Here is a 26,043-nt window from a genome sequence, read left to right on the forward strand (position 1 = left end):
ACCCACCCGTACCACCCGTACCCATCGACCACTGGAGCGGTAATGACCGTCACCGACACCACCCCGGCCGCGACCCATGACGAGCGGCCGGTGTTCCTCGACCCGATCGAGGACGCCATCGCCGATTTCGCCGCCGGTCGCGCCATCGTGGTGGTGGACGACGAGGACCGTGAGAACGAGGGCGACATCATCTTCGCCGCCGAACTCGCCACCCCCGAGCTGCTGGCGTTCATGATCCGCTACACCTCCGGTGTGGTGTGCGTGCCCATGGAGGGCCCGGACCTGGACCGGCTCGACCTGCCGCTGATGACGGCCCGCAACGAGGAGAGCCTGCGCACCGCCTACACGGTGACGGTGGACGCCCGCCAGGGCGTCAGCACGGGTATCTCCGCCGCCGACCGGGCGCGCACGATCCGCCTGCTGTCCTCCGCCGAGAGCCGCCCCACCGATTTCGTGCGCCCCGGGCACATCCTGCCCCTGCGCGCCCGGCCGGGCGGCGTGCTGGCCCGTCGGGGCCACACCGAGGCCTCCGTCGACTTCGCCCGGCTGGCCGGACTGCGACCCGCCGGGGTGCTGGCCGAGGTGGTCGAGGACGACGGCACCATGGCCCGGCTGCCCCGGCTGCGCGAGTTCGCCGACGAGCACGGTCTGAAGCTGGTGTCGGTGGAACAGCTGGCCGCCCACCGGCTGGCGCTGGGGGAGTCCCTCTCCGAGGAGGACGCCCACCCGCCGCTGGTGACCCGGCTGGTGGAGACCCGGATGCCCAACCGGTACGGGCAGTGGCGCGCGGTCGGGTTCAAGGGCACGGCCGACGGCGCCGAGCACATGGCCCTGGTCATGGGCGACCTGGGCGACGGCACGGACGTGCTGGTGCGGCTGCACTCGGAGTGCCTGACCGGCGACGCGTTCGGCTCCCACCGGTGCGACTGCGGACCGCAGCTCGACGCGGCCATGGCCGACATCGCCCGCGAGGGGCGCGGTGTGCTCGTCTACCTGGGCGGCCACGAGGGCCGGGGCATCGGGCTGCTGCACAAGCTGCGCGCCTACGCCCTCCAGGACGAGGGGGTGGACACCGTCGACGCCAACCTGCGGCTGGGGCTGCCCGCCGACGCCCGCGAGTTCGGCGCGGGCGCCCGGATCCTCACCGACCTGGGCGTCTCCTCGGTGCGTCTGCTGTCCAACAACCCCGACAAGGCGCAGGGTCTGGAGCGGCACGGGGTGCGGGTCACGGAGCGGATCCCCACGCCGGCGTTCCTCACCGACGACAACATCGCCTACCTGCGCACCAAGCGCGACCGGATGGGTCACGACCTGTCCGGTGTCACCGACTGAACCACGAGCACGAGACGACGGGAAGTAGCGACGATGAGCGGTGAAGGACGTCCCGAGGAGCTGGGCCTGGACGCCTCCGGCATGTCGGTGGGCATCGTGGTGACCCGCTGGAACGCCCCGATCGTGGAGCCGATGCTGGCCAACGCCCTGGACGTGGTGAAGTCCTCGGGTGCCGCCGAACCGGTGGTGGTCCGGGTGGCGGGGGCCGTGGAGATCCCGGTGGTGGCGCAGGAACTGGCCCGCCGGCACGACGCGGTGATCGCGTTGGGCGCGGTCATCCGGGGCGGGACCCCGCACTTCGACTACGTGTGCCAGTCGGTGACGCAGGGCCTCACCGAGGTGGCGTTGCGCCAGTCCACCCCCGTGGGCAACGGTGTCCTGACCTGTGACACCCTGGAACAGGCGCGGGACCGCGCCGGCCTGCCGGGCAGCGTCGAGAACAAGGGCGCGGAGGCGGCCGAGGCCGCGTTGGACGCCGCGGTGGTCCTGCGCGGACTGCGGAGCTGAATTCGGGTCGCGGGGGCGGCCCCGGGAGTGGAGCGAACGGGTGCGGACGAGGGAACAGACCGTGGACGATACGTCGGAACGGCCGGCACTGCCCCGGACCTGGCGGCCTCGGGTGGTGCGGATGGTCGCCTACGGCCTGGGGCTGTTGATCATCGCCACGATGGTGGTCCTGGCGGTGATCCTGCCGGGGGACTGGCGGTTCATGGACCGGGTCATGCTCGTGGGGCTGGGCGCGGCGATCGCCGCGGGGCTGCACCTGTTGGCCCGGCCCCGGCTGGTGGCCACCGAGGAGACCGTCACGGTCGTGAACGGCATCCGCACCCACGTGCTGTGGTGGGCGGAGATCGTGGACGTGCGGATGCCCGAAGGGGAGCCGTGGCCGTCGGTGGACCTGTCCGACGGCACCACGTTGGCGGTGATGGGCATCCAGAGCGCCGACGGTGACCGGGGCCGGGCGGCCCTGGAGGAGTTCCGTCTACTGCTGCGCGAGCGGGGCGAGGCCGCGGAGCCGGGCCGGGACTGACACCTCCTCGTAGGAAGCTCCAACGGGAGCCCTCGTTTCTTGATGGAACGAGGGCTCCCGTCGTGCGGTACGGGGCACATACCTTGGTAGCGAGGACCACAGGTGTGTCGAGGCAGTCGGGAACGGGGTGGCAGGTGCGCGATATCCGAGCGGCCGTGTCGGAGCTGTACGCCTCCGGGGAGACGTTCGCCGTGGCGACGGTGATCGACACCTTCAAGAGCGCGCCGCGCCCCGCCGGTGCGGCGATGGCGGTGAGCGCGTCGGGTGAGGTGTTCGGGAGCCTGTCGGGTGGCTGCGTGGAGGGCGCGGTCCACGAGGAGGCGATGGAGGCGATCCGCACCGGGGTGCCGGTGCGCCGGACCTACGGGGTCGCCGACGAGGACGCCTTCGGTGTGGGCCTGACCTGCGGTGGCACCCTGCACGTGTTCGTCGAGCCGGTGGACCGCGCGCGGTACCCCCGGCTGGGCGCGGTGCTGGGGGCGATCGACGAGCACCAGCCGGTGGCGGTGGCCACGGTGGTGTCGGACCCGTCGGACGCCGACCGGGTGGGTCGGCGGCGGATCGTGTGGCCGTCCGACGCCGAGGGGGACGTGGGCGGTGCCCGGCTGACCGACGCCCTCGACGACGATGTGCGCGGGATGTCGGCGCAGGGCGGTACCGGTCTGTTGCGCTACGGGGTGGACGGGCAGCGGCGCGGCGACGAGCTGGAGGTGTTCGTGCAGTCGTTCGCGCCGCCGCCGCGGATGCTGGTGTTCGGCGCGATCGACTTCGCGGCGGCCGTCGCCGAACTCGGCGCGTACCTGGGGTACCGGGTGACGGTGTGCGACGCCCGTCCGGTGTTCGCCACGGCCAGGCGGTTCCCCGCCGCCGAGGAGGTGGTGGTCAAGTGGCCGCACGTGTACCTGGACGAGGTGGCCGACCGGATCGATGAGCGCACGGCGATCTGTGTGCTGACCCACGATCCCAAGTTCGACGTGCCGGTGTTGACGGCGGCGTTGCGGACCCGGGCCGGGTACATCGGCGCGATGGGGTCGCGGCGCACGCACGACGACCGGATGGCCCGGCTGCGCGAGGCGGGTGTGGGCGAGGAGGACCTGGCGCGGCTGCATTCGCCGATCGGTCTGGACCTGGGGGCGCGGACCCCGGAGGAGACGGCGGTGTCGATCGCGGCCGAACTGGTGCGGACCCGGTGGGGCGGGAGCGGTCGCGCGCTGCGCGAGACCACGGGTCGGATCCACCGGGACGTCCCCGTGGAACCCTTTATTCCGGCCGGATTCGGTCACGTCAACAGGTGAACCGAAAATTCGGTTCGGGTGAAACCGCAGGTCGTGGCGGTCCCATCGGTCGGGTCCGGGAATCACTTCGGACGCTGTGCCCGAGGTGGCCGGTGCGGAGGGGCCGCGCATGGCATCATCGCGGCATGGGAAGCGGGGACGGGGAACACGGCCGGGTCGCGGGCCTGTTGTTGGCGGCCGGTGCCGGGAGCAGGTTGGGTCGGCCCAAGGCGCTGGTCGAGGTGGGCGGTGAACGCCTGGTCGATCGGGGGGTCCGCACCCTGCGCCTGGGGGGTTGCGAACCCGTTCTGGCGGTGTTGGGGGCGGCGGACACGACGGTCCCCGACGCCTGGACGGTGTTCAACCCCGACTGGGCCTCGGGGATGGGTTCGTCGGTACGGGTGGGCATCGACGCCCTGCCCGACGGGGTCGACGCGGTCCTGATCTCCCTGGCCGATCAGCCCCTGGTCACCCCCGAGGCGGTGGCCCGCCTGGTGGCGGCGCACGCCGAGGGCGCCCGTGCGGCGGTGGCCACCTATCGGGGCAACCAGCGCAACCCGGTGCTCATCGGGCGCGAGCACTGGTCGACGGTGCACGCCATGGCGGTGAACGATGTGGGGGCGCGCCCGTTCCTGCGCGCCTACTCGCACGTGGTCACGCCGGTGGCCTGCGACGACGTCGCCAGCCCCGAGGACATCGACACGTTGGAGGACCTGGCCCGCCTCAGCGACCTGCTGAGCCGCTGAGGCCGGGGACCGGACGGCCCGTCAGGCCGTCGGTGCGGCGGTGATGCCGAAGACGTGCCGGCTGTCGGCGCCGGGCGCCAGCACGATGAGGCCGTCCCCGCTGACGAACGCGTCGGGCGGGCAGGTCATCGGTTCGACCGCCAGGTGGGCGCGGTGGTCGGCGCCGCCGAGGGTGTCGGAGCTGAACAGCTGGAGGTACCCGAAGCTCGCGTCGCACCACACCGACACCCGGTACCGGGGGCCGTCCACGTGGGTCCACGCCCGGCCGTCGGCGTCGCGCCCGCCGATGGTGAAGGCGGTGTCGAGCACGGTGTCGCCCAGGCCCCGGCCGGGCGGGCCGAAGTCCAGGTCGGTGTCGGCCACCGGGAGGGGGTCGCCGACGGGCAGCAGCCGGTCGTCGGTCGGCAGGTACCGGTCGACGGGGGCGCTCAGGGTGAGCGCGTCGCGGGCGGCCAGCCCTCCCACGGGCTCGCCCAGGGCCAGGTAGGGGTGGAAACCCAGCCCGAACGGTGCGGGGGAGTCCCCGGTGTTGCGTGCGACGGTGGTGACGGTGAGGCCGTCCTCGCCCAACCGGTAGGTCAGCTCCATGGCCAGCGTGAACGGGTACCCGGGGGTGGCGGGCAGGGCCAGGTGCAGGTCCACGGAGTCCTCGGTGACCCGGACCGGCTCCCACGGCCGGTCATGGACCAGTCCGTGGATGGCGGACCCGGTGGCAGGGTCGTTGACGTCGAGCCGGTACTCGGCTCCGTCGAACCGGTAGCGGCCCTCGCCGATCCTGTTGGGCCAGGGGGCGAGCACCTGCCCCTGGAACGCGGTGGGCGTCCCGGTGTAGGGCCACACCAGGTCGTCGTCCCGCCAGGTGAGCGCCTGGATCGCGGCCCCCGTGGTCGCGACGCGGGCACGGAACCCCCCCGAGCGCAGTTCGATGGTCTCTCCCACGTGCGGCCTCTCCACGGTCCTCGCCCGATCCCCACCACGGTCCGGCCCGCTGCCGAACCGGGAGATCATAGCCCACCGGCCCCGTTCGGAAGGGGCGAACGGTGCCGGTGGGAGGGGGATCACGCTCGGGGACGCGCCGCCGGCCGGGCCGTCCGGCGATCGCCTCGGGGCCGACCTCCTCGGGGAGCGGGACCCGGTCCGGTCGGGCGGGTGACGTCAGGCGGTGCGCAGGTGGTGGGCGGCGACGGCGGAGACCCACAGCATCGCGGTGATCGCGCCGACGGCCAGGGTCAGCGAGCCGAGGGCGCCGCCGGTCATCGCCCAGCCGTCGCCCAGGAGCAGGGCGGTGCCGGCGATCACGGAGAGCACGCTGCGGGCGCGGTCGCCGGTGCGGGCGAAGCGGCGGGCCAGGACGTAACAGACGGCGATCAGCGCGATGAAGGTGAGCGAACCCGCGGCCATGTGGGCGAAGGACGTCCATCCCAGCGCGGTGGGCGTTCCCTCGGGGGTGCCGACGGGGAACCCGTCGGCCGGTTCCATGACGAACGCGCCGGCGGCGATCATCCCGATGCCGTAGATCGCGACGAGCCGGGGCGCCCAGACACCGCCCGGGGCGCCGGCCAGGGCCCGGCGCAGCCCGATCGCCCCGGCGACGGCCAGGACTCCGGCGACCGCGAAGTTCGCGATCTGGAGCCAACCGAGGTCGCCGTTGCTCAGCGCGCTGAGCGGGTGGCGGGTGAGGTCGAAGCCCTCCCTGCCGACCACCTGGGCCAGGGAGACGCCGGCCCACAGCGGGCCGGCGACGACGGCGCAGGCGAGCAGCGCACGGGTACCCGGGCGGGCGGTGGCGGTGGGGGTCGGGGCGGTGATCATGATCGGTGTCCTTCCGGGGCGGTGGCCTTCTCACCCCCACGTCGAACCGGAGACGTGACAGGGAACGCCGGCGTTCCCTGTCACGTCTCCCGAACGACGTGTAAGTGTTCGCGGCCGATGCGCGAGGCGCACGAGAAATGAGGAGCACCCCATGCGATTCCTGATGCTGAGCCGACCCGAGGAGAACGCCCGTACCGACGAGGGCCTGTACGTGGAGATGGCGGCGTTCGTGGAGGAGCTCACCGCCGCCGGGGTCCTGGTGGCCACCGGTGGTCTGGAGCCCGGCGGGATCCGGATGGCCTCCCACGGGGACGAGATCACCGTCACCGACGGCCCCTTCACCGAGAGCAAGGAGGCCGTGGCCGGGTTCGCGCTGGTCGACGTCGCCACCGAGGAGGAGGCGCTGGAGCTGGCCCGCCGGTTCCGTCGGATCGTCGGTGACGGCGAGAGCGTCATCCGGCGGGTCTTCTCCTGATCCCCCCGCACCACACCGTCCCGGGTTGCGCTCGCACCCGGGGCGGTGCTGTCATCGACGGTGTGAGCGAAGTGCACGAGGTCGTCAACGCCGTCTGGAAGGCCGAGTCGGCGCGGATCGTCGCCGCGCTCACCCGCGTCGTGCGCGACGTCGGCACCGCCGAGGAGTGCGCCCAGGACGCCCTGGTCGACGCGCTGCGACAGTGGCCGCACGAGGGGGTGCCCGACAACCCCGCCGCCTGGATCACCACCGCCGCCAAACGCCGCGCCCTGGACCGGATCCGCCGCGAACGGCGCCTGGAACGCGAACACGAGCGCATCGCCCACGACCTCGAACGGGCGGCCCCGGAGGAGGCGGGGGGACCGGGCGGGCCGGGCGGGGAGCCCGAGGACGTGCTGCGGCTGCTCTTCCTCACCTGCCACCCGGCGCTGTCGGTCGGCGAACGCGTCGCCCTCACCCTGCGCCTGGTCACCGGTCTGACCGACAACGAGATCGGGCGCGCCCTGCTCACCCCCGAGCGCGACATCGCCCGGCGGATCGCCTCGGCCAAGCGCACCCTCGCCGAACGCGGCGCCGCCCTGGAACCTCCCGGGCCGGAGGAGGTCACCGACCGACTGCCCGCCGTCCTGGACGTGATCTCCCTGGTCTTCAACGAGGGCCATACGGCCACCGCCGGACCCGGACTGATGCGGCCGCGCTTGTGCGCGGAGGCGTTGCGCACCGGCCGGATGCTCGCCGCGCTGGTCCCGGACCGTGCCGAGGCGCACGCCCTGGTCGCCCTGATGGAACTCCAACGGTCGCGATCGGCCGCCCGTATCGGCCCCTCCGGCCAACCACTGCGACTGCACGAACAGGACCGGAGCCGGTGGGACCGGGAGGGCGTCCGACGCGGCTTCGCCGCGATGCTGCGCGCCCGCGACGCGGGCGGCCCACCCGGCCCCTACACGCTCCAGGCCGCCATCGCGGTCTGTCACGCGCGGGCACCCGACGCCGAGGCCACCGACTGGGGGCGGATCGCCATCCTGTACGACCGGTTGGCGGACCTGACCCCGACCCCGGTGGTACTGCTCAACCGGGCGGTGGCGGTGGGCTTCGCGCACGGCCCCGAGCGGGGGCTGGAGTCGGTGGACGCGGTGGCGGCGGAGCCCGCGCTGCGCGACTACCACCTGCTGCCGAGCGTGCGCGGGGACCTGTTGGCGCGGTCGGGGCGTCCCGCCGAGGCCAGGGTCGAGTTCGAGCGTGCCGCCGCCCTCACCGACAACCGCGCCGAACACGCCTTCCTGCTGCGTCGGGCCGCCGACCTGCCGGCCGCCCCGACCGGCCCCCTCCTGGGGGAGACCGTGCGCGCCTTCCTCGCCCGCGACGACCTGGGTGAGCAGGCCGCCCGCTCCTACGGGCGGACCCTGCACCGCCTGTGCCGGTCCCTGGGAGAGGGGCTGCCCCTGACCGATCTGACCGCCGAGCGGGTGGCCGGGGTGTTCGCGGCGGCCTGGGGCGGGGGCGCCGCCCGCACCTGGAACCGGCACCGGTCGGCGGTGCGGTCGTTCGCCGCCCGGATGGACCTGGCGGGGATCGACGCGGCGCTGGAGCGCAGGGCCGAACCCGCGATCGCGCCCGCGGGGATCGATCCGGGCGCGGTGCGCGCCCTGTGCGAGGGCGCGTCGGTGCGCGAGCGCGCCCTGTGGTGTCTGCTGAGCGAGTCCGGTGTCCCGGCCCGCACCGCCCTGGCCCTGAACGTCGAGGAACTGGACCTCGACGACCGTTCGGCCGTGGTCGCGGGCGCCCGGGTGACCTGGCGTTCGGGCACCGCCCGGCTACTGCCGGACCTGGTGGGCGACCGCACGCGCGGCCCGTTGTTCCTGTCCGACCGTCGCCCCGGTCCGGCCCGCACCCCCGGGGCGGGGGACCTGTGCCCGGACACGGGGCGGCGGCGGCTGTCCTACGAGCGCGCCGAGCGCCTGTTCGCGCTGGCCTCCCGCGCGGTGGACCCGCACGGGAGGGGATGGACCCTGGGCCTGCTGTCGGGGCTCGGCCGGGCGGGGATCAGCCGAGCAGGCCGTCGAGGGGGATGAGCACACCCGAGCCGAGCATCAACAGCCCGGTGGACAACAGGACCACCAGCATGAACACCGATCCGACCACGGCCAGGCGGGACGCGGCCAGGCGGCGCCGTGCCCGGGAGGCGGCCCTCGTGCTCGCCGCGGTGCGTCCCAGCACGATGAGCCCGATGGAGGTCAGCACCGGCAACCACCAGGCGGCGCCCGTGTCGCCGGGCAGCAGGCCGGTGACCGCGCCGGTGAACTCCGACAGCGACCCCAGGATCGGGCCCCGGGAGCCCTCCACCAGGCCCGTGTAGGCGTCGGTGACGAACGCGCTCTCGGGATAGAAGCCGTCCGCCGGGCGCAGCGCCCGCCCCAACCCGTCGACGAGCCCGAGCAGGGCCGCCGGGTAGGCGAAGCGTCGGCACCGGCCCGCCGTCATCGCCTTCTGGATCTGCTTCATGGTGCGCTGGACACGACGGGAGGCGCGGTCCCGCGCCCGCTGGGAACCCTCGGGCCCGGCCTGGTCGGGCCGGTTCGGGTCCTGTGCGGCGCCCCACCCTCCCCACGGGGGCCGACGGGCGGCGTGCTGCGGGGCGGTGCCGTCGATCACCGGATCGTCGCCGGTGGCGGCCTCGGCCCGGCGACGACGGGTGTCGGCCATCCGGGCGCGGGTCTCGTCCCAGCGTTCCCGGGCCGAACCGGTCAGGGCCGCCCACCGGTCCTGGCGGCGGGCGCGTCCGTCGGCGCGTTCGCGGTCGGCGATGGAACCGCCGATGCGGACGGCCTCGGGCAGCAGGAGCACGGCGGTGAGCAGGGCGGCGCGCGAGGCCAGCGGGTCGGTACCGCCCTCGCGCAGGCCGGTGCGGCGCTGTTCGGTCCACCAGGGGGCGTGCGGCGCGGTGCTGCGCTGGGCGGGGTGCCAGGACTGGCGGCGCACCAGGGCGCGGTGCCGGGAGGCGATCTCGGGGGCCAGGACCAGTTCGACGGCGCGCGCCCAGGTGGTGTCGATCTCGTGGGCGGCGGGGCGGTCCGGCCGGTCGCCGCCGCCCCCGGTGATCCGGTCGAGGCTCTCGGTGACCCGCCGCATGAGCAGGGGGACCTCGTGCTGGACGCGTTCCAGGAGCACACAGCGCCCCGACCCGTTGGTGCGGCAGCCCGGGTGGGGGCACCAGTGCTGGGCGGCCAGCCCCACCGCACCCGATTCCACGGCCTCGCGCACCACGGCGTGCCGGCTGGCCTCACCGGTGGCCAGTTCCAGCAGGCCGTCGGCGCTGATCTCGTGACCGTGGAAGCGCGGCGGCATGCCCGGAACGTAGCGGGCGGCCAGGGCGCTGATGGCGATGTGGGCGCGTTCGGGGTGGCCTTCGAGGCCGGTGAGGTAGGCGCGGTCGAAGGTGTGGTCCTTGACCTCGCGGTCCAGCCAGGTGCGCAGCTCCGACCAGTGGGTGCGCAGCCACAGGGCGCCGGTGTCGGACCGGTCGAGGAGGTCGAAGGCGAGACTGGGCGGGTCCTCGTGGGAGGCGCCGGCGAACACGATGGGGCGCAGGCGCCGGGCGGTGCGGATCGCGGGGCGTTCCCCGGCCAGCCACTGGGAGACCTCGGCGTGCCCCCAGCGGGCGGAGGGGGAGGGGGCGAGCAGGCCGCGTACCAGCAGCCGCCAGCGCTCGTCGGCGACGGCGGAGATGTCCACCTCGGTGTTGCGGGCGGTGAGCCAGTTGCCGCCGCGGTCGGGGCGGCGTCCGGTGACCAGTTCGTGGGCCATCACGCCCAGGGCCCACCAGGCGCCGGGGGCCTCGCGGCGGCCCTCCACGACCTCGGGGGCGGCGTAGTCCTCGGTGATGGCCAGCCCGCCGTAGACACGGCTCATGGTGGCGCGGACGGCGCCGCCGAAGTCGGTGAGCGCGAGCACCGGCGGGTCCAGGGAGCGCACCAGCAGGTTCTCGGGTTTGACGTCGGTGTGGTTGTGCTGGAGGTCGTCCTGCCAGTGGCGGAGGCACTCGGCGACGGCGGAGACGACGGCGCGGGCCCGGGCCTCGTCCAAGGGGGCCCCGTCGATGACGGTGCGCAGGGTGCCGTGGGCGAAGTACTCCTGGGCCTCCCAGGCCAGGTCCTCGTCCCAGGAGCTGGTGGCGTGACCGTAGCCGTGGATCGCCGGGGTGTGCGGTGAGGCGGTGCCGCGGGCGCGCAGCCGGTCCAGGAGCTCCCGGTTGATGTCGTGGCCGGGCCGGTACACCTTCAGCGCCAGGCGGCGGCCGGGGGAGTCGGCGGGCTCGACGAGGTAGACGACGGCCTCGCCGCCCGCGCCGATGCGGTCCAGGACCTGGTAGCGGCGGCGCAGTTCGGCGGGGACGGCGTAGTCCAGGTCGCTGGCGGGGCCGACGACGACCCGGGAGACGAGTCGGGCCATCCAGTCCAGGAGCGGCCCGAACAGGGAACGCCACCAGGGGGCGTCTTCGCCGCCGCCCGGGGCCCCGGTCCCGGGGGTCCGGGCGGCGGGCGACGCGGTCCGCTCGACCCTGGTGGCCCGGGGCGGCGACCCGGGGTCCGCGACCCGGGTGGGCGGTGTCCCGTCGCGGGTGGAGCCGGGGCGCAGCACACGGGTGACCCACCGCGTGGCCCCTGGCGCGGGCCCCGCCTCGGCGGTGGGCGCGGTGGGTTCGATCCGTTGCGTCGGCGCGTTGTCGTCACCGGTGTGGGGCGTGACCATGGAGGTCGGTGCCGTCCTTCGGTTGCGTGGGTGTCTGGACGTCCGTGGGATCGGCGGACCGCTTTCCGGACCGGGCGCCCCCGCGGCGCCGTGCGGCGACCGTGCGCCCGTGGACCCCCGGGTGGCGCCTCTCCCCGTCTTCATCCTGTTGGACTCCCGACGCCGCCGTCGAGTTCCCGCGGAAGCGGTCCCTGTCACAGCGGGGGCGGCCGGTGCCCGCGTGTCACGGTCGGCCGCGCGTCCCGGTCGGCGGGGTCAGTGCCCGCGCGGGGTGAGGCCGAGCTTCGCGCAGGCCTCCTGGTACATGCGCACGACCTCGACGCGGATCTGGGCGCGCTCGGTGAGCGGCCGTGCCCAGGGGATGCGGACGGTGTGCTCGGTGCCGTCGACGGTGACGGCGTAGTCGCCGCCCTCGCCGTCCAGTCCGGTCATGCGGGCCTCGGTGGCCTGGGGGAGGCCGCCCAGGGCGCGGCAGATGAGCAGGGTGTCCTCGGGGTGGTCACCGTTCATGTGGGCGGTGACGGCGGTGACGACCTCGGGGGGAAAGGGGCTGGACGGCACGGTTCCTCCTGGAGTGCGGGGCGCGGGTGCGGGTGCGCACGACGAAGCGGGGGGAGGGCGTGCGCCCTCCCCCCGCCGACGATAGCCGAGCGTCACCCCGGGTGGTGACGGTGTGTCGCCAAAACCGGTCGGCCGTTCTCCCGCGCGCGGGCGGACCGACGTCCCCCCGCCCCGCCCCCGAGGGGCGGGGGCCGCCGTGCCCACCGTGTCCGTGCTGCCGGCCCGCGCCGGGGCGCCGGGCCCCCGCCCGCCGCGCGGACCTCCCGACGCCCCGGGGTTCCACCGGACCCCGGGGTCCCGTGGGCGCCGTCGCGACGATCCGCCCCGACCTGGTCGGGGGAACCGCCCGGTGGGAGGGCGGGCTCAGGCCTGGTGGGTGAACTCGGCGTCGATGTCGATGGTGATCTTGTCGCCGATGACCACGCCGCCACCGTCCATCGGCATCTCGATGTCGACGCCGAAGGCCTTGCGGCTGATCTGGGTGGAGGCCGCGAAGCCGGCGCGGTCCAGCCCGTAGGGGTCGACGGTGGAGCCGTTGAACTCCAGCTTGAGCTCGACCGGGTGGGTGTTGCCCTTGATGGTCAGGTCGCCCTTGAGGACGAAGTCCTCGCCGTCGGCCGCCAGGCCGGTGGAGCGGAAAGTGAACTCCGGGTGGTCCTCGACCCCGAAGAAGTCGGCGGAGCGGATGTGGCCGTCCCGGTCGGCGTTGTCGGTGTTGATCGAAGCGGCGTCGATGGTGGCCTCGACGGACGCCCCCGTGGGGTCCTCGGGGACGGTCAGGGTGGCGTCGAACTTCTCGAACCGACCGCGGACCTTGCTCACCATCATGTGGCGGACGGAGAAGCCGACCACGCTGTGGGCCGCGTCGATCGTCCAGGTGCCGGGCTTCAGTTCCTGCGCTGCCATGTGCCTACATCTCCCTGTGAGCGGGTCGGGGCCCGGGATCGGGCCCCTCTATCTGCCTAGGAACAAAGTACCTTAGAAATATCTTCCTTGGAAGAAGGTTAGGTGTCCGATCCGGGGTTCGCAAGCGGTCGGCGTTAGGATCGCCCCATGGAGAACCCGGCATGGCTCGACGCCGACGAACAACGGGTCTGGCGGGGCTTCCTGCGGGTCAACGCCTGGATCTACGACGACCTCGAACGCGACCTGCGCGAACGCGGCGGACTGAGCCTCATCGAATACGGCATCCTCGTGCACCTGTCCGAGGCGCCCGAACGCCGCATGCGCATGCGCGCCCTCGCCGACGGCGTCATCGTCTCCAAGAGCCGGCTCTCCCACCAGATCTCCCGCCTCGAACGCGACGGGCTCGTCCGCAAACAGGAGTGCGCCGACGACCGGCGCGGCCTGTGGGCCGTCCTCACCGACGAGGGCGCCCGCCTCCTGGCCGACATCGCCCCCGGACACGCCGCCCGGGTCCGCGCCCTCGTGTTCGACCGCCTCGGCCCCCGGCGCACCGCCGACCTGGAGGCGATCCTCGCCACCCTGGAACCCTCCGGCGACGCGCCGATGGACGGCATCCGACCAGCGGACGACCGTTCCGCCACGGCCGGTCACGACTGAGCCGAACACCGACCCGCCCGGCCCCCGTCCCGGGTAGAGTCGGGGGCCGTGAGCAGACCAACGATCATCGGCGCCCAGAACTTCCGTGACGACGACGGCGGCGCCGACCCCGAGGTCGAATCCCGCCTGCGCGCCCACGCCGCCGGCGAGATCGGCGACCGCCAGGTGCTGACCGCCCTGGGCGCCTCCCGCCTCCTCATCCCCGTGGTCGCCGTGGCCACCGAGACCGAGAAGGGCGTCGGCGGGCTCACCAAGGACAAGAACAGCGAGGTCGCGGTCCCGATCATGACCGGCAAGGACGGACGCCGCGGCGTACTCGCCTTCACCTCCGTCGACGCCGTCCGCCGGTGGCGTCCCGACGCCCGACCCGTCCCCTTCGCCACCAAGGACGCCTGCCGGGCCGCCGTCGAGGAGGGCGCCGACGCCCTGGTCGTCGACGTGTCCGGTCCGGTGCCCTACAGCGTCCAGGGGCGCTTCCTCACCATGCTCGCCGAGCACGGCACCGTCCCCGAACCCAAGGACGACCCCCAGGTGCTCGCCCTCGTCTACCGGGTGACCCACTCCGAGTTCGGCATCGAACGGGTGCGCATCCACCCCTCCGAACGCGCCGACATCGGCATCCGCCTCGAACTGGAGGAACGCGACGACGAGGTACTGCGCCGCGTCGCCGAACGCCTGGCCGCCGAACTGCGCCACGTCCTGCCCGGCGGGATCGAACTCAGCGCCGTCGTGCGCGCCCACCGCGACGAGGACTGATCGCGCGGGGCTTTTCCACAGGTACGATCCGGGCCTGTCGCCACGGATCGCCGACCGGTAGCTTCGCACTATGCCCACCCCCTCCGCGTTCGTGCCGCATCCGGACCCGTGGGCGATCGCCGTCATCGCGGCATCGGTCCTGTTCGGGCTGGTCGCCGGTCATATCGGCGGTCGCCTGGTGCCCCTGTTCGGCCCCGCCCGCCCCCGCGAGCACGTCCCCGCCGACGTCCACGGCGCCGTCTCTCCCGGCGCGGACGAGGGCACGACCGCGGGCACCGACAAGGCGGTGGCCCCGCCGGCCCCCAGGGGCGACGACGAGGGGCCACCACCGCCCCGCTGCCCCCACTGCCGGGCCGAACTGGTGTTCTGTCGCTGGTTCCCCCTCGTGGTCGATCGCTGCTTCCGCATCCGCGGCGCCTGCCCGCACTGCGAACAGACCGTCCGCTCCCACCCCGGTGTCCTCGTCCTGGCCGTGCTCGGCGCGACCCTGGTGGGTCTGACCGCCCTCCGGGACCCCGTCTGGACCCCCCTGTGGATCCCGGCCGGGCTGTGGCTCGTCGCCGTGGGCGCGGTGCTCTCCGTCGTGGACCTGCGGGTCCAACGCCTCCCGGACGTCATCGTCCGCCCCTCCTACCCGGTGGCCGCCGCGCTCATCGCGGCCGCGGTCCTCCTCCCACCCGGCGGCCCTCACCTCCACCGCGCCACCGACGCCCTCATCGGCATGGTCCTCGTCACGGTGCTGTACTGGCTGCTGTGGCGCGTCCGCCCCGGCGGACTCGGCTTCGGCGACGTCAAACTCTCGGGCCTCAGCGGCCTCTACGCCGGATGGGCGGCCGGCCCGTTGGGCGCGCTGACCGCCGTGTTCTGGGCCTTCGCCGCCTTCTCCGCGGTGGGCCTGGTCCTGCTGGCACTGCGCCGCCTCTCCCACCGCGACCCCTTCCCCCTGGGGCCGTTCATGTGCGCCACCGCGCTGGCCACCGTCCTGGCCGCCCGACCCCTGATGCCCGCACTCTGAGACCGGATGCCACCCCTCGGACCGATCCGTGAAAAGATCGGACCCATGTTGCGTTGGCTGACCGCAGGGGAATCCCACGGGCCGGCACTCGTCGCGATTCTGGAGGGCCTCCCGGCCGGTGTGTCCGTCACCTCTGACGACATCACCGCCGCGCTGCTCCGCCGCCGCGCCGGGTACGGTCGTGGCGCCCGGATGAAGTTCGAACAGGACCAGGTCTCCCTCATCGGAGGCATTCGCCACGGCCTGACCCTCGGGGGTCCGGTCGCCATCGAGGTCGGTAACACCGAGTGGCCCAAATGGGAGAAGGTGATGTCCGCCGACCCGGTGCCCACCGAGGTACTGGACGGCATCGCCCGTAACGCGCCGCTCACCCGGCCGCGCCCCGGCCACGCCGACCTCGTCGGCATGCAGAAGTACGGGCACACCGAGGCCCGGCCGATCCTGGAGCGCGCCAGCGCCCGGGAGACCGCCGCACGCGTCGCCATCGGTGAGGTCGCCCGCCTCTTCTGCCGACAGGCGCTCGGCGTGGAGATCCTCAGCCACGTGGTGTCCATGGGCCCGGTCGCCGTCCCCGAGGACGCGCCCGAACCCCGCCCCGAGGACCTCGCCGCCGTCGACGCCGACCCGCTGCGCTGCTTCGACCCCTCGACCAGCGCCCGCATGGTCGACGAGGTCGACGACACCAAGAAGTCCGGCGACACCCTCGGCGGCGTCGTCGAGGTGCTCGCCTACGGCCTGCCCCCGGGGCTGGGCAGCCACGTCCACTGGGACCGACGCCTGGACGCGCGGCTGGCCGGAGCCCTCATGGGCATCCAGGCCATCAAGGGCGTCGAGGTCGGCGACGGTTTCCGCACCGCCGCCCGCCGCGGCTCCGAGGCCCACGACGAGATCGAGCCCGGACCGGACGGCGTGCGCCGCCGCACCAACCGCGCCGGCGGAGTCGAGGGCGGCATGAGCACCGGCGACCCGCTGCGGGTGCGCGCCGCCATGAAGCCGATCGCCACCGTCCCCCGGGCGCTGGACACCATCGACACCGAGACCGGCGAACCGACCCAGGCCCACCACCAGCGCAGCGACGTCACCGCGGTCCCGGCCGCAGGAGTGGTCGCCGAGGCGATGGTCGCCCTGGTCATCGCCGAGGCCGCCATCGAGAAGTTCGGCGGTGACTCGGTCGCCGAGACCGCCCGCAACCTCCAGGGGTACCTGGACTCCCTGGAGATCCGCTGACCCGCCCGGGCCCGCCCGCGGGCGGGCCCGGGGAACGAGACGAAGGTGGGAAGAGCGTGTCACGAGCGATCGCGGTGCTCATCGGATCGCCCGGTTCGGGCAAGTCCACGGTCGGGGAGGCCCTGGCCCGACGGCTCGGCGTCGATCTGCTGTGCACCGACACCGAGATCGAGAAGCGGGCGGGCAAGCCCATCGGCGACATCTTCCTGGAAGAGGGCGAAGAGCGCTTCCGGGCGCTGGAACGCGAGATCGTCGCCGAGGGACTGCGCACCTGGGAGGGCGTCATCGCCGTCGGCGGCGGCGCGGTCCTGAACGAGGACACCCGCCGCGACCTCGCCGACCACCACGTGGTCTACCTCCAGGTGGAGTTCGCCGAAGCGGCCAAACGCGTCGGCATGGACACCGCCCGGCCGCTGCTGGTCGGCAACCCCCGCGCACGACTGCGCAAACTCCTCGAAGAACGCCTCCCCGTCTACGAGTCCCTCGCCACGGTCACGGTGCCCACCACCGGGTACCACCCCGAGGAGATCGTCGACGTCATCGTCCCCACCCTCGACGCCGGAAAGGCCGACCGATGACCGTCACGCGCATCAGGGTCGGGGACACCGCCGGCCGTTACGACGTCGTCGTCGGCAGCGGCGTGCTCTCCGAGCTGCCCTCGCTCGTCGGGGACGCCGCCCGGGTGGCGGTCGTCCACCCCGAAGGGCTCGGCGGTATCGCCCGGCCCGTCGTCAAGGCCTTGGAGGCCGCCGGGTACGAGGCCCACCCCATGCCCGTCCCCGACGGCGAGGCCGCCAAGACCGTCGCGGTCGCCGCCGACCTGTGGTCCCGCCTGGGCCGACACGGCTTCACCCGCACCGACACCGTCGTGGGCGTGGGCGGCGGGGCCGCCACCGACCTCGCCGGATTCGTCGCCGCCACCTGGCTGCGCGGGGTGCGCTCGGTCCTGGTGCCGACCACCCTGCTGGGCATGGTCGACGCCGCCGTCGGAGGCAAGACCGGCATCAACACGCCCGAGGGCAAGAACCTCGTCGGCTCCTTCCACCCCCCGGCCGGGGTGCTGTGCGACATGGCCACCCTGCCCACCCTGCCCCGCGCCGACTACATCGGCGGCCTCGCCGAGATCATCAAGGCCGGTTTCATCGCCGACCCCGTCATCTGCGACCTGGTCGAGGACGACCCCGAGGGCGCCGCCCTGCCCGAGGGACGGCACACCCGCGAACTCATCGAACGCGCCATCCGGGTCAAGGCCGAGGTCGTCTCCGGCGACCTCAAGGAGAGCGGCCGCCGCGAGATCCTCAACTACGGCCACACCCTGGGACACGCCATCGAGCGCGCCGAGAACTACACCTTCCGGCACGGGTACGCGGTCTCCATCGGCATGGTCTTCGCCGCCGAACTCGCCCGGCTCGACGGTCGCATCGACGCCGACCTGGTGTCCCGCCACCGGGCCCTGCTCACCGCCGTCGGCCTGCCCGTCTCCTACGCCGCGCCCGCCTGGCCCGAGCTGCGCGCCGCCATGAGCGTGGACAAGAAGACCCGCGGCGCCACCCTGCGCTTCGTGGTCCTGGACGGCATGGCGAAGACCGCGATCCTGGCCGGACCCGCTCCCGAGCTGCTCGACGCGGCCTACGCCGCCGTCGCGGACGGCGCCCCGGTTCCGGGAAGCCACTAGACTTGCACCCAGGCGGCCTGCGCACCGGTGCGCTCGGGGCGGACCCCGAGGCGCCCGCGGCCGGCCCCACCGATCAGCGGACCGGGCCCCAGGGTCCGGCCCCCGACGTGTCAGACCCCTTGGAGAGACGACCGAAGTGGCCACGACGAACGACATCAAGAACGGCACGACCCTGCGGATCGACGGCGTTCTGTGGAACGTCCTCGAATTCCAGCACGTCAAGCCGGGCAAGGGCGGCGCGTTCGTCCGTACCAAGCTGAAGAACGTCCTCACCGGCAAGATCGTGGACCGGACCTTCAACGCCGGCGCCAAGGTCGAGTTCGCCAACGTCGATCGCCGCGACATGGAGTACCTGTACCACGACGGCGAGTCCTTCATCTTCATGGACACCCAGACCTACGACCAGCTCCCGGTCCCGGACGCCGTCGTCGGCGACGACAGCAACTTCCTCCTGGAGAACACCAAGGTCACGGTGGCCACCAACGAGGGCAACCCGCTCTACATCGAACTGCCCGCCGCCGTCGAGCTGGAGATCACCCACACCGACCCGGGTGTGCAGGGCGACCGCTCCACCGGCGGTACCAAGCCCGCCACCGTCCAGACCGGCGCCACCATCCAGGTGCCCCTGTTCATCTCCACCGGTGAGCGCGTCAAGGTCGACACCCGCACGGGCGACTACCTCGGGCGAGTCAACTGATGAGCGGAGCACGGCGCAAGGCGCGGCGGCGCGCGGTCGAGGTCCTCTACGAGGCCGAGGTGCGCGGCATCTCGGTGGAAGAGGTCATCAAGCGCCGCCTGGCCCAGCCCGAGCCGCCGATCAACGAGTTCACCGAGCAGTTGGCCCGTTCCGTCAACGGGCACCGCGACCGCATCGACGAACTCCTGGACACCTACGCCATCGGTTGGACCCTGGAGCGGATGCCGGTCGTCGACCGCAACATCCTGCGCATGGGCGCCTATGAGCTGCTGTGGGCCGAGGACATCCCCGACGCCGTGGCGATCGCCGAGGCCGTCGGCGTCGCCAAGGAACTGTCCACCGACGAGTCTCCCAACTTCGTCAACGGGCTGCTGTCCAGGCTCATGGAGAACAAGTCGACGCTCGCGCTGTAGAGCCGGCGGGCGGCAACGGACATGGGGGACACGGGTGAGTGACAGGACCGGCACCAGCGCGGGCGGTCTGGGCGAAGGCGGGGCGACCGGCCCCGGCAGGGCGGCCAACGCGGCGCGGACCGCCGTCGTGTGGGAGGCCTTGGCCGGACTGCTGGACCGACTCGGCGGCGGTGCCCCGTTGGACATCGTCGACGCCGGTGGCGGCACCGGCGGGGCGGCCGTCCCGCTCGCCGAACTCGGCCACCGGGTGACCGTGGTCGAACCCAGCCCCGACTCGCTGGCCGCGCTGGAACGCCGCGCCGCCGAACGCGGCGTCCGGGTGCGCGGTGTGCAGGGGGAGATCGGGGACCTGGTGTCCCTGTTCCCGGCCGGCGGCACCGACCTGGTCCTGGTCCACAACGTGCTGGAGTACGTCGACGACCCGGTCGCCGCCCTGCGCGACGTGGTCGGCGTCACCCGCCCCGGCGGTGCGGTCAGCCTGCTGGTCACCAACGCCGTCGCCGGCGCCCTGCACCGTGCCCTGGCCGGTCACCTCACCGACGCCCGCACCCTGCTGGAGGACGTCGAGGGCCGCTGGGGCCCCGGCGACCCCATGCCCCGGCGGTTCACCCGACGAGGCGTCCTGGAACTGGTCGGCACCGTCGGCCTCACCGACGAACGGGTGCGCGGGGTGCGGGTGTTCGCCGACCTCGTCCCGGGCCAGGCCTGGGAGGGCGACGTCCACGCCGGTCGGCACCTGGTGGAACTGGAGAAGGCGGCCGCCGAGCACCCCGAGCTGCTCGGCATCGCCACCCAGCTCCACGTGACCGCCCATCGGCCCTGAGCCGGGACCGTCCCCGACGGCGCGTAGCCTGACCGCATGAGCCGACGTCAACTGGAACGCGGGGCCGCGCTGCGGGGCATGGTCTCCCCGGAGGGCATCGTGCCCCTGGACGCCGGGTTCCCGCTCGACGGGTCGGGGCCCGACTCCGACTGCAACGTCCTGCACCTGGACATGGACGCGTTCTTCGCCAGCGTGGAACGGCTGCGCGACCCCGGCATCGGGGACGCGCCGATCATCGTCGGCGGCACCGGTCCACGCGGCGTCGTCTCCTCCGCCGACTACCGGGCCCGCGCCCGAGGGGTCCACTCGGCGATGCCCATGACCCGGGCCCTGCGCCTGTGCCCCGACGCGGTGGTCCTCCCGCCCGACGGGCGCGCCTACCGCGCCGTCTCAGAGGCGGTCATGGAGGTCCTGCGCGCGGTCACCCCCCTGGTGCAGCCCCTGTCGTTGGACGAGGCGTTCCTCGACGTGTCGGGCGCGCGCCGCCGCCTGGGCGGGCCGGTGCGGATCGCCGCGATGATCCGCGAACGGATCCGAAGCGAACAGGGGCTGACCTGTTCCGTGGGGGTGGCCGCCACCCGCTTCGTCGCCAAACTCGGTTCCACCCACTGCAAACCCGACGGCCTGCTCCTGGTGCCCACCGCCGGTGTCCGCGCCTTCCTGGATCCGCTGCCGGTGGGCGCCCTGCCCGGAGTGGGGGACAAGACCGAACGGACGCTGGCCCGCATGGGCGTGCGCACCGTGGGCGCGCTGGCCCGCCACGACGGCGATCTGCTGCGCATGGAGCTGGGCGACAAGGTCGGCACCCGTCTGGCCGAGCTGGCCCGCGGGGTCGACGACAGCCCCGTGACGGCCGAGTCCGTCGACAAGAGCGTCGGCGCGGAGGAGACCTTCGACACCGACGTCGCCGACCCCGGGACGGTCCGCAAGGAGTTGCTGCGGCTCTCGGAGAGGGTCGGGAGACGTCTGCGCGCCTCGGGGCTGATGGGGCGTACGGTGAGCGTCAAGCTCCGACGCGGTGATTTCTCCACCATCACCCGGGCCCGGACCCTGCCCGACGCCACCGACGTCGGACGGGAGATCAACGCCGCGGCCCGCGCCCTGTACGCCGAGTCCGGACTCCAGGGGACCCCGTTGCGGCTGGTCGGCGTGCGGGTGGAGGGCGTGGTCCCGGCCGGCGGGGTCCATCGCCAACTGGCCCTGGACGAGCGGGAGACGGGCTGGCGGGACGTCGAACGTGTCATGGACCGGGTGGCGGAACGATTCGGACCCGGCGCGATACAGTCGGCTGTATTGGCCAAGCGTGACGAAAACGACGTATGATGCCGCAACTTCTGGACTGTTCCGAGCGTTATACGGTGCAGGACCGGAGTCAGGGTAGACAGAGAGGCATGGAAACCGGTGTTTCCGAGACAGCGCGGGGGTATCGTGACCTTGGTCGGTCAGGTCCGCACGCACCTTTTCCTTCCACCGTGCGCTAGCGCACCGTATTCTGGGCATACCACTGACCAAGAGACTGTTGATCAGTACCCGTCACCCCAACCGGGGACTGTCGTAGGGAGGCGCCGTGCCGCTCTCTGAACACGAGCAGCGCATGCTCGACCAGATCGAGCAGGCGCTGTATGCCGAGGACCCGAAGTTCGCGAACACCGTTCGACAGACGAACCCCGTGGTCCATCACAAGCGCCGGATCATCAAAGCCGGACTCGGGTTCGTTCTCGGCCTCGTGCTGATGCTGACGGGCCTGTTGCTCGGTAGCTCCATCGGCACCGCCGTGGGCGTCACCGTCAGCGTCTGTGGTTTCCTCGTCATGCTGACCTGCCTGCTATGGGGCCTCAACGCCTGGCGTAGAGCGGCCGGAGGCGGTCCGGAGACCGTCGTCGCCGAGCAACCCCGCCGACGCAAGGGCGATGGGCGTCCCGGCATGATGAACCGCTTCGAGGAGCGCTGGCGTCGCCGCCAGCAGGGCGACGAGTGACCCCGTCCCCCTGACCGGTATCGGCTTCACAGACGACCGGGGTCCCGCACATCGGTGCGGGACCCCGGTCGTCGTTCAACCGCCCTCCCCGGCCCGCCCCGACCGCGCCCGCCGACGGGAACAGTCCCGAACAGGTGACCGGGGGTCCCCACGTGGTCGCGCACGATGAGCGGCGGCACCGCCGTCCGGGCGTCGGCGGCCGGGTCCACCGCCGGGGAACCGGCCCGGAAACGGTCGAAGGCGGCGCTCGGCCGCGGTGTCCCCGGGGGCCGTGGGGCGAAAGGGCATGATCGTCCCCGGGGGGAGGGTCGGACACGACAGGCCCTCACCCCATGGCGATCCGTGCGCTTTGAAGACGGAACCGGGCGCGCCCTCCCGGGCCCGCCCGGCACCCTCACGCCCCTTGGGGTTCGGGGTCGGGCGTCACCGCGCGCGGCCGGTCCCACAGGGACCGGGGCAGCAGCGTCGCACGCAGTCGCACCCCCCGCGTGACCACCCCGGGCAGCCCGGCCACGATCGTGCGCAGGTCGGTGCCCACGCTTTCGTCCCAGACCGAGGCGGGGGCGTACCGGTCGCGCTCCTCGGCCAGGGCCAACCGGTGCAGGGCCGCCCGGACCCCCTCGGGCAGCGGCACCCTGTTCCGGTCGCGCAGCGCCGACAGGCGGGCCGCCGTGGCCCGGGGGCTCTCGGCCAGGTCCCAGCCCAGCCCCAGGTCCACGCACGTGTCCCGCAGCTCGCGCCAGGCGGCCCCCGGCCGTCCCGACCGGGAACGCCGCACCAGGGCGCGCACGGCGGCGGGCAGCAACGGCACGAGCAGAACGCCGACGACCGCGGCCGCCGCGGGCACCCACGACAGGTCCGGCCCGGTCCCGTCAGGGCCGACGGGGGGCGCGGCGGCGCCCTCCGTCTCCTCCGCCTCGGCGGACGGGCTCGCCCCCGGGGAGGGCGCGGGCTCCTCCTCCGACGCACTGGGCTCGTCGTCGGGGCCGATGGTCGGCGTGGGCTCCGGTTCGGGGGTCTCGGGGTCGAGACCCCCGCCGGTGCTGTACTCGGGCTCGGTGGCCGATCCCTGTCCGGTCGCACCGGCCGGCGTCGGTTCGAACCGGACCCATCCGGCCCCCTCGAAGTACAGTTCCGGCCAGGCGTGGGCGTCACCGGTGGTCACCGTCCACCGGCCGTCGCCGAGCCGCTCACCCGCGGTGTAGCCGACCGCGACCCGGGCGGGGATGCCCGCCTGACGGGCCATCACGGTCATCGCCCCGGCGAACTGCTGGCAGTAGCCGGTCCGGTCCACGGTCAGGAAGTGGACCAGCGGATCGGAACCGCCGGGCACCTCCGGCGGCCGCAGGCTGTAGGTGAAGTCCCCCGAGGTGAAGAACTCCTGGAGGGCGACCGCCTTGAGGTAGGGGGAGTCGGTGTGCCCGGTCAACGACCGGGTCAGCTCCCCGACCCCCGGGTCCAGGTTCCGGGGCAGCGAACGGAAGTCCCCCGGCAGCGAACGCGGAGCGCCCGCCCCGGCCAGCTCCCGCGCGTCGACCGGTCGTTCGGAGGTCTCCACGGTGAAGTTGAGCCCGGTGGACGGCTGCTCGGTCGTGAACACCATGAGGCTGTCGGGGTGCACGTACCACTCACCGGACACGTCCACCGAACGGGCCCAGTACGGCAGCGGAAGGAAGTCCATGCCGGCGATGTCGGAGTCCAGGGACACCCGGGTGAGGACGGTCTCCTCCTCGGCCGCCGAGGGCCATCCGGTGGGGAGGGGGAGGTCGTCCTCGACCCGCGTGTCACCGGAGGCGTCGACCGGGCTCATCGTCCAGTTCACGCCGTCGAACTCGTCGAGGACGTACCGGCGCAGATAACCGGGCTCCTCCGCTTCGGTGCGGTAGGTCAGCACGGTCCGGTCGGACTCCGCCAGCAGTTCCCGGCGCAGGGACACCAACGGGTGGGTGGTGGTGATGACGTCGTTCTGCCGGCCGATGTAGGTGCCCTCCGCCATGGAGTGGAACGCGTCGGTGCGCAACCCCGGGACCGCCGCGGGCAGGGCCGACGCCAACACGATCGCCGCGACCCCGGCCAGCGTCGCCACGAGGGCGTGCTGGAGGGCGCCCCCGGCGGGGACCGGGACCACCACCCCCCACTCGCGGCCGCGCACCCACGTGTCCACGGCCAGGAGTTGGAGGAACCCGAAGGCGCACACGGCCAGGGGCCATGCTCCGATGCCGTCCCCGTCCACCACCAGCGGCACCACGGCCAAGGCCAGCAGCAGCCCGCCGACCATACCGGGGCAGCGCGCGGTGGCGGCCAGGAAATCGGCGGTGATCAGGAAGACCGCGAAGGACACGGCGATGATCAGCACCACACCGGAGGTCGCCGTCACCGGCGGCTGATTGACGTTGATGACCTCCAGCCCGCGGGAGAACACCTCGAACACGTGCTCCACCGCCGCACCGGAGGGCAGCAGGCCCATCGGGGCCAGGTGCCCGGCGAACAACGGCACGATCAGGAGACCCACCACCGCCGTTTGCAGCACCGGCACCAGCAGCCCGACCCGGCCGCTCCACATCCGGTACAGGACGGACACGACGGTCGCCGTGACCATGAGGACGACGGCGGGCGACCACCAGCCGTCGCCGCGCACCAAGGGGGAGAGGAGGGGGAGCGCGCACAACAGGCAGACCAGGGCGGCCAGGGGCATCAGGGCTTTCAACGCGGGACCTTCCCGAGAGGTGCGGCGTCCCGCCACAGCGGGGGCAGCTCGGCGATCGAGGACAGGCGCACGACCCGCCAGCCGCCCGTGGACAGGATCTCGCCCACCCCGCGCAGCGCGTCGGGAGAGGGCCAGGCGGCCCCGGCGCACAGCACGGCCACGCGGTGACCGCCGCCCGTCCTGGCCAGGACGGCGGCCTCCTCCGCCTCCACGGCGCCCAGGACGGCCACCGTCAGGGAGGCGGAGGAGGCCGGGGCCGAGGCGCCGAGCGGCGGGGCGGTCGCGTCGGAGGGTTCGATGACGGCCAACCCGTCCAGCAACGCGGAGGGGGCGGTCACCGGCATCCGCCCGCGCTCGGTGTGCAGGCGCACCTCGTGGCCCTGGTCGAGCAGGTGGAGGGCGATGGAGGCGGCGGCGCTCACCGCGGTCTCCAGGGAATGGGCGGCCCCCGTGCCCGCGTGGGCGCGGCGGCGGGTGTCGAGCAGGATCGTGCCGTACTCGCGCCGGTGCTGTTCGTCGCGGCGGACCATCAGCTCGCCGTGTTTGGCGGTGGAGCGCCAGTGGACCCGGCGCAGTTCGTCCCCGTACCGGTATTCGCGGGGGACCGGGTCCTGTTCGCCGATCCCGCTCGTCGAACGGCGCGGGGAGTCGTCGCCCTGGGAACCGTCGGCGGTGCCGACCCGGCCCAGGGGGACGGTCGCCGGGGTGACCAGCAGATGGTCGGGGGCGCTCGGCCGCTGTTCGACCCGCACGCACCCCAACGGGTCGGTCACCGACACCCACAGGGGCCCCAGCGGATAGTTGCCGCGCACGGCGGGACGGACCAGGTAGGCGAGGTCGCGCACACCGCGCGGGCCCAGGAGGCCGAGCGAGTAGCGCGGTTCGTGCCCCAGGGGGGTGGGCAGGGTGTCGCGGATCGACACGGAGGTGACCGGCCAGGCGTGGGAGGAGTTGCCGACCCGCACCATGACACGGGCGTCATGGCCGGCCCGCACCCGGGAGGGCGTGATGAGGCGGCTGTGCGCGATCCGGCCCGCCGCGCCGAACACGCTGAGCGCCGCCAGCGGCGGGACCGCCGTGGCCAGCACGCCCAGGGCCACGAGTTCGCGCTGGCCGATGACGAGACCGGCCACGAGGGCGATCAGGCCGAGGAGCAGCAGGCAGACGCCTCGGGCGGTGAGGGTTCGTCGCGGGCGCATGGACCCTCTCT

General features: G+C 73.5%; 25 protein-coding genes. 18 read left to right on the top strand and 7 right to left on the bottom strand.

Going from position 1 to position 26,043, the window contains the following annotated elements; translation table 11 throughout:
• Positions 1-42 precede the first annotated feature (42 nt).
• From PWG71_RS02405 to PWG71_RS02425, 5 genes are all read left to right on the top strand, one after another.
• Positions 43-1,332, top strand: a complete 1,290-nt coding sequence (locus PWG71_RS02405; protein ID WP_274807784.1) for a bifunctional 3,4-dihydroxy-2-butanone-4-phosphate synthase/GTP cyclohydrolase II — start codon at positions 43-45, stop codon at positions 1,330-1,332.
• 33 nt (positions 1,333-1,365) lie between these two features.
• Complete coding sequence (gene ribH / locus PWG71_RS02410; protein WP_274807785.1) at positions 1,366-1,839, top strand: 6,7-dimethyl-8-ribityllumazine synthase; 474 nt, start codon at positions 1,366-1,368, stop codon at positions 1,837-1,839.
• A 61-nt stretch (positions 1,840-1,900) separates the two neighbouring features.
• The gene (locus PWG71_RS02415; protein WP_274807786.1) at positions 1,901-2,362 is read left to right on the top strand and encodes a PH domain-containing protein; all 462 of its coding nucleotides are present in this window, start codon (positions 1,901-1,903) and stop codon (positions 2,360-2,362) included.
• Positions 2,363-2,496: 134 nt separating this feature from the next.
• Complete coding sequence (locus PWG71_RS02420; RefSeq protein ID WP_274808120.1) at positions 2,497-3,657, top strand: XdhC family protein; 1,161 nt, start codon at positions 2,497-2,499, stop codon at positions 3,655-3,657.
• A gap of 125 nt (positions 3,658-3,782) precedes the next feature.
• Positions 3,783-4,382, top strand: a complete 600-nt coding sequence (locus PWG71_RS02425) for a nucleotidyltransferase family protein (RefSeq protein ID WP_274807787.1) — start codon at positions 3,783-3,785, stop codon at positions 4,380-4,382.
• 21 nt (positions 4,383-4,403) lie between these two features.
• Here PWG71_RS02425 and PWG71_RS02430 read toward each other — a convergent pair whose 3' ends face one another.
• Together PWG71_RS02430 and PWG71_RS02435 are read right to left on the bottom strand one after the other, a co-directional pair.
• Positions 4,404-5,321 (bottom strand): aldose 1-epimerase family protein, encoded by a 918-nt coding sequence (locus tag PWG71_RS02430; protein ID WP_274807788.1) that lies wholly within the window; start codon positions 5,319-5,321, stop codon positions 4,404-4,406.
• Between the two features lie 216 nt (positions 5,322-5,537).
• Positions 5,538-6,194, bottom strand: coding sequence for a DUF998 domain-containing protein (locus PWG71_RS02435; RefSeq protein ID WP_274807789.1), 657 nt, complete (start codon positions 6,192-6,194; stop codon positions 5,538-5,540).
• Positions 6,195-6,345: 151 nt separating this feature from the next.
• Here PWG71_RS02435 and PWG71_RS02440 point away from each other — a divergent pair, with 151 nt between their 5' ends.
• Both PWG71_RS02440 and PWG71_RS02445 read left to right on the top strand, forming a co-directional pair.
• Positions 6,346-6,669 carry a YciI family protein gene (locus PWG71_RS02440; RefSeq protein WP_274807790.1) on the top strand — a complete coding sequence of 108 codons (324 nt, stop codon included), beginning with the start codon at positions 6,346-6,348 and terminating at the stop codon, positions 6,667-6,669.
• Positions 6,670-6,731: 62 nt separating this feature from the next.
• The gene (locus tag PWG71_RS02445) at positions 6,732-8,741 is read left to right on the top strand and encodes a DUF6596 domain-containing protein (RefSeq protein WP_274807791.1); all 2,010 of its coding nucleotides are present in this window, start codon (positions 6,732-6,734) and stop codon (positions 8,739-8,741) included.
• Here the strand turns inward: PWG71_RS02445 and PWG71_RS02450 are convergent.
• From PWG71_RS02450 to PWG71_RS02460, 3 genes are all read right to left on the bottom strand, one after another.
• The gene (locus tag PWG71_RS02450; RefSeq protein ID WP_274807792.1) at positions 8,713-11,418 is read right to left on the bottom strand and encodes a protein kinase domain-containing protein; all 2,706 of its coding nucleotides are present in this window, start codon (positions 11,416-11,418) and stop codon (positions 8,713-8,715) included. The two genes, PWG71_RS02445 and PWG71_RS02450, sit on opposite strands and share 29 nt — an antisense overlap.
• 255 nt (positions 11,419-11,673) lie before the next feature.
• Complete coding sequence (locus PWG71_RS02455) at positions 11,674-11,928, bottom strand: DUF2470 domain-containing protein (protein ID WP_446724972.1); 255 nt, start codon at positions 11,926-11,928, stop codon at positions 11,674-11,676.
• A gap of 414 nt (positions 11,929-12,342) precedes the next feature.
• On the bottom strand, positions 12,343-12,885 hold the full coding sequence (locus PWG71_RS02460) for a YceI family protein (RefSeq protein WP_274807794.1): 543 nt from the start codon (positions 12,883-12,885) through the stop codon (positions 12,343-12,345).
• Between the two features lie 147 nt (positions 12,886-13,032).
• Here PWG71_RS02460 and PWG71_RS02465 point away from each other — a divergent pair, with 147 nt between their 5' ends.
• The 11 genes from PWG71_RS02465 (at position 13,033) to PWG71_RS02515 (ending at position 22,126) form a co-directional block, all read left to right on the top strand.
• Positions 13,033-13,542, top strand: a complete 510-nt coding sequence (locus PWG71_RS02465) for a MarR family winged helix-turn-helix transcriptional regulator (protein ID WP_274807795.1) — start codon at positions 13,033-13,035, stop codon at positions 13,540-13,542.
• A 48-nt stretch (positions 13,543-13,590) separates the two neighbouring features.
• On the top strand, positions 13,591-14,298 hold the full coding sequence (locus tag PWG71_RS02470; protein ID WP_274807796.1) for an SseB family protein: 708 nt from the start codon (positions 13,591-13,593) through the stop codon (positions 14,296-14,298).
• A 70-nt stretch (positions 14,299-14,368) separates the two neighbouring features.
• Entirely contained in the window at positions 14,369-15,313 is a 945-nt protein-coding gene (locus PWG71_RS02475; RefSeq protein ID WP_274807797.1) for a prepilin peptidase, read from the top strand.
• Between the two features lie 45 nt (positions 15,314-15,358).
• A complete protein-coding gene (aroC, locus tag PWG71_RS02480) occupies positions 15,359-16,540 on the top strand; it encodes a chorismate synthase (protein ID WP_274807798.1) in 1,182 nt (393 codons plus the stop codon).
• Between the two features lie 74 nt (positions 16,541-16,614).
• Entirely contained in the window at positions 16,615-17,118 is a 504-nt protein-coding gene (locus PWG71_RS02485; RefSeq protein WP_274808121.1) for a shikimate kinase, read from the top strand.
• The gene (aroB, locus tag PWG71_RS02490; RefSeq protein ID WP_274807799.1) at positions 17,115-18,215 is read left to right on the top strand and encodes a 3-dehydroquinate synthase; all 1,101 of its coding nucleotides are present in this window, start codon (positions 17,115-17,117) and stop codon (positions 18,213-18,215) included. The genes PWG71_RS02485 and aroB overlap by 4 nt, the downstream gene beginning before the upstream one ends.
• Before the next feature lie 136 nt (positions 18,216-18,351).
• Complete coding sequence (gene efp, locus PWG71_RS02495) at positions 18,352-18,912, top strand: elongation factor P (RefSeq protein ID WP_274807800.1); 561 nt, start codon at positions 18,352-18,354, stop codon at positions 18,910-18,912.
• Entirely contained in the window at positions 18,912-19,325 is a 414-nt protein-coding gene (gene nusB / locus PWG71_RS02500; RefSeq protein WP_274807801.1) for a transcription antitermination factor NusB, read from the top strand. The genes efp and nusB overlap by 1 nt, the downstream gene beginning before the upstream one ends.
• A 34-nt stretch (positions 19,326-19,359) precedes the next feature.
• The gene (locus PWG71_RS02505) at positions 19,360-20,148 is read left to right on the top strand and encodes a methyltransferase domain-containing protein (protein WP_274807802.1); all 789 of its coding nucleotides are present in this window, start codon (positions 19,360-19,362) and stop codon (positions 20,146-20,148) included.
• Between the two features lie 36 nt (positions 20,149-20,184).
• Positions 20,185-21,471 carry a DNA polymerase IV gene (gene dinB / locus PWG71_RS02510; RefSeq protein WP_274807803.1) on the top strand — a complete coding sequence of 429 codons (1,287 nt, stop codon included), beginning with the start codon at positions 20,185-20,187 and terminating at the stop codon, positions 21,469-21,471.
• A 244-nt stretch (positions 21,472-21,715) separates the two neighbouring features.
• The gene (locus tag PWG71_RS02515) at positions 21,716-22,126 is read left to right on the top strand and encodes a DUF3040 domain-containing protein (RefSeq protein ID WP_274807804.1); all 411 of its coding nucleotides are present in this window, start codon (positions 21,716-21,718) and stop codon (positions 22,124-22,126) included.
• 394 nt (positions 22,127-22,520) lie between these two features.
• Here the strand turns inward: PWG71_RS02515 and PWG71_RS02520 are convergent, their stop codons facing one another.
• On the bottom strand, positions 22,521-24,833 hold the full coding sequence (locus PWG71_RS02520) for a transglutaminase family protein (protein ID WP_342455933.1): 2,313 nt from the start codon (positions 24,831-24,833) through the stop codon (positions 22,521-22,523).
• On the bottom strand, positions 24,830-26,032 hold the full coding sequence (locus PWG71_RS02525; RefSeq protein ID WP_274807805.1) for a DUF58 domain-containing protein: 1,203 nt from the start codon (positions 26,030-26,032) through the stop codon (positions 24,830-24,832). The genes PWG71_RS02520 and PWG71_RS02525 overlap by 4 nt, the downstream gene beginning before the upstream one ends.
• Positions 26,033-26,043: the final 11 nt, after the last annotated feature.

Origin of the sequence: Nocardiopsis sp. N85, assembly GCF_028882275.1 — a bacterium.
GTDB lineage: Bacteria > Actinomycetota > Actinomycetes > Streptosporangiales > Streptosporangiaceae > Nocardiopsis > Nocardiopsis lambiniae.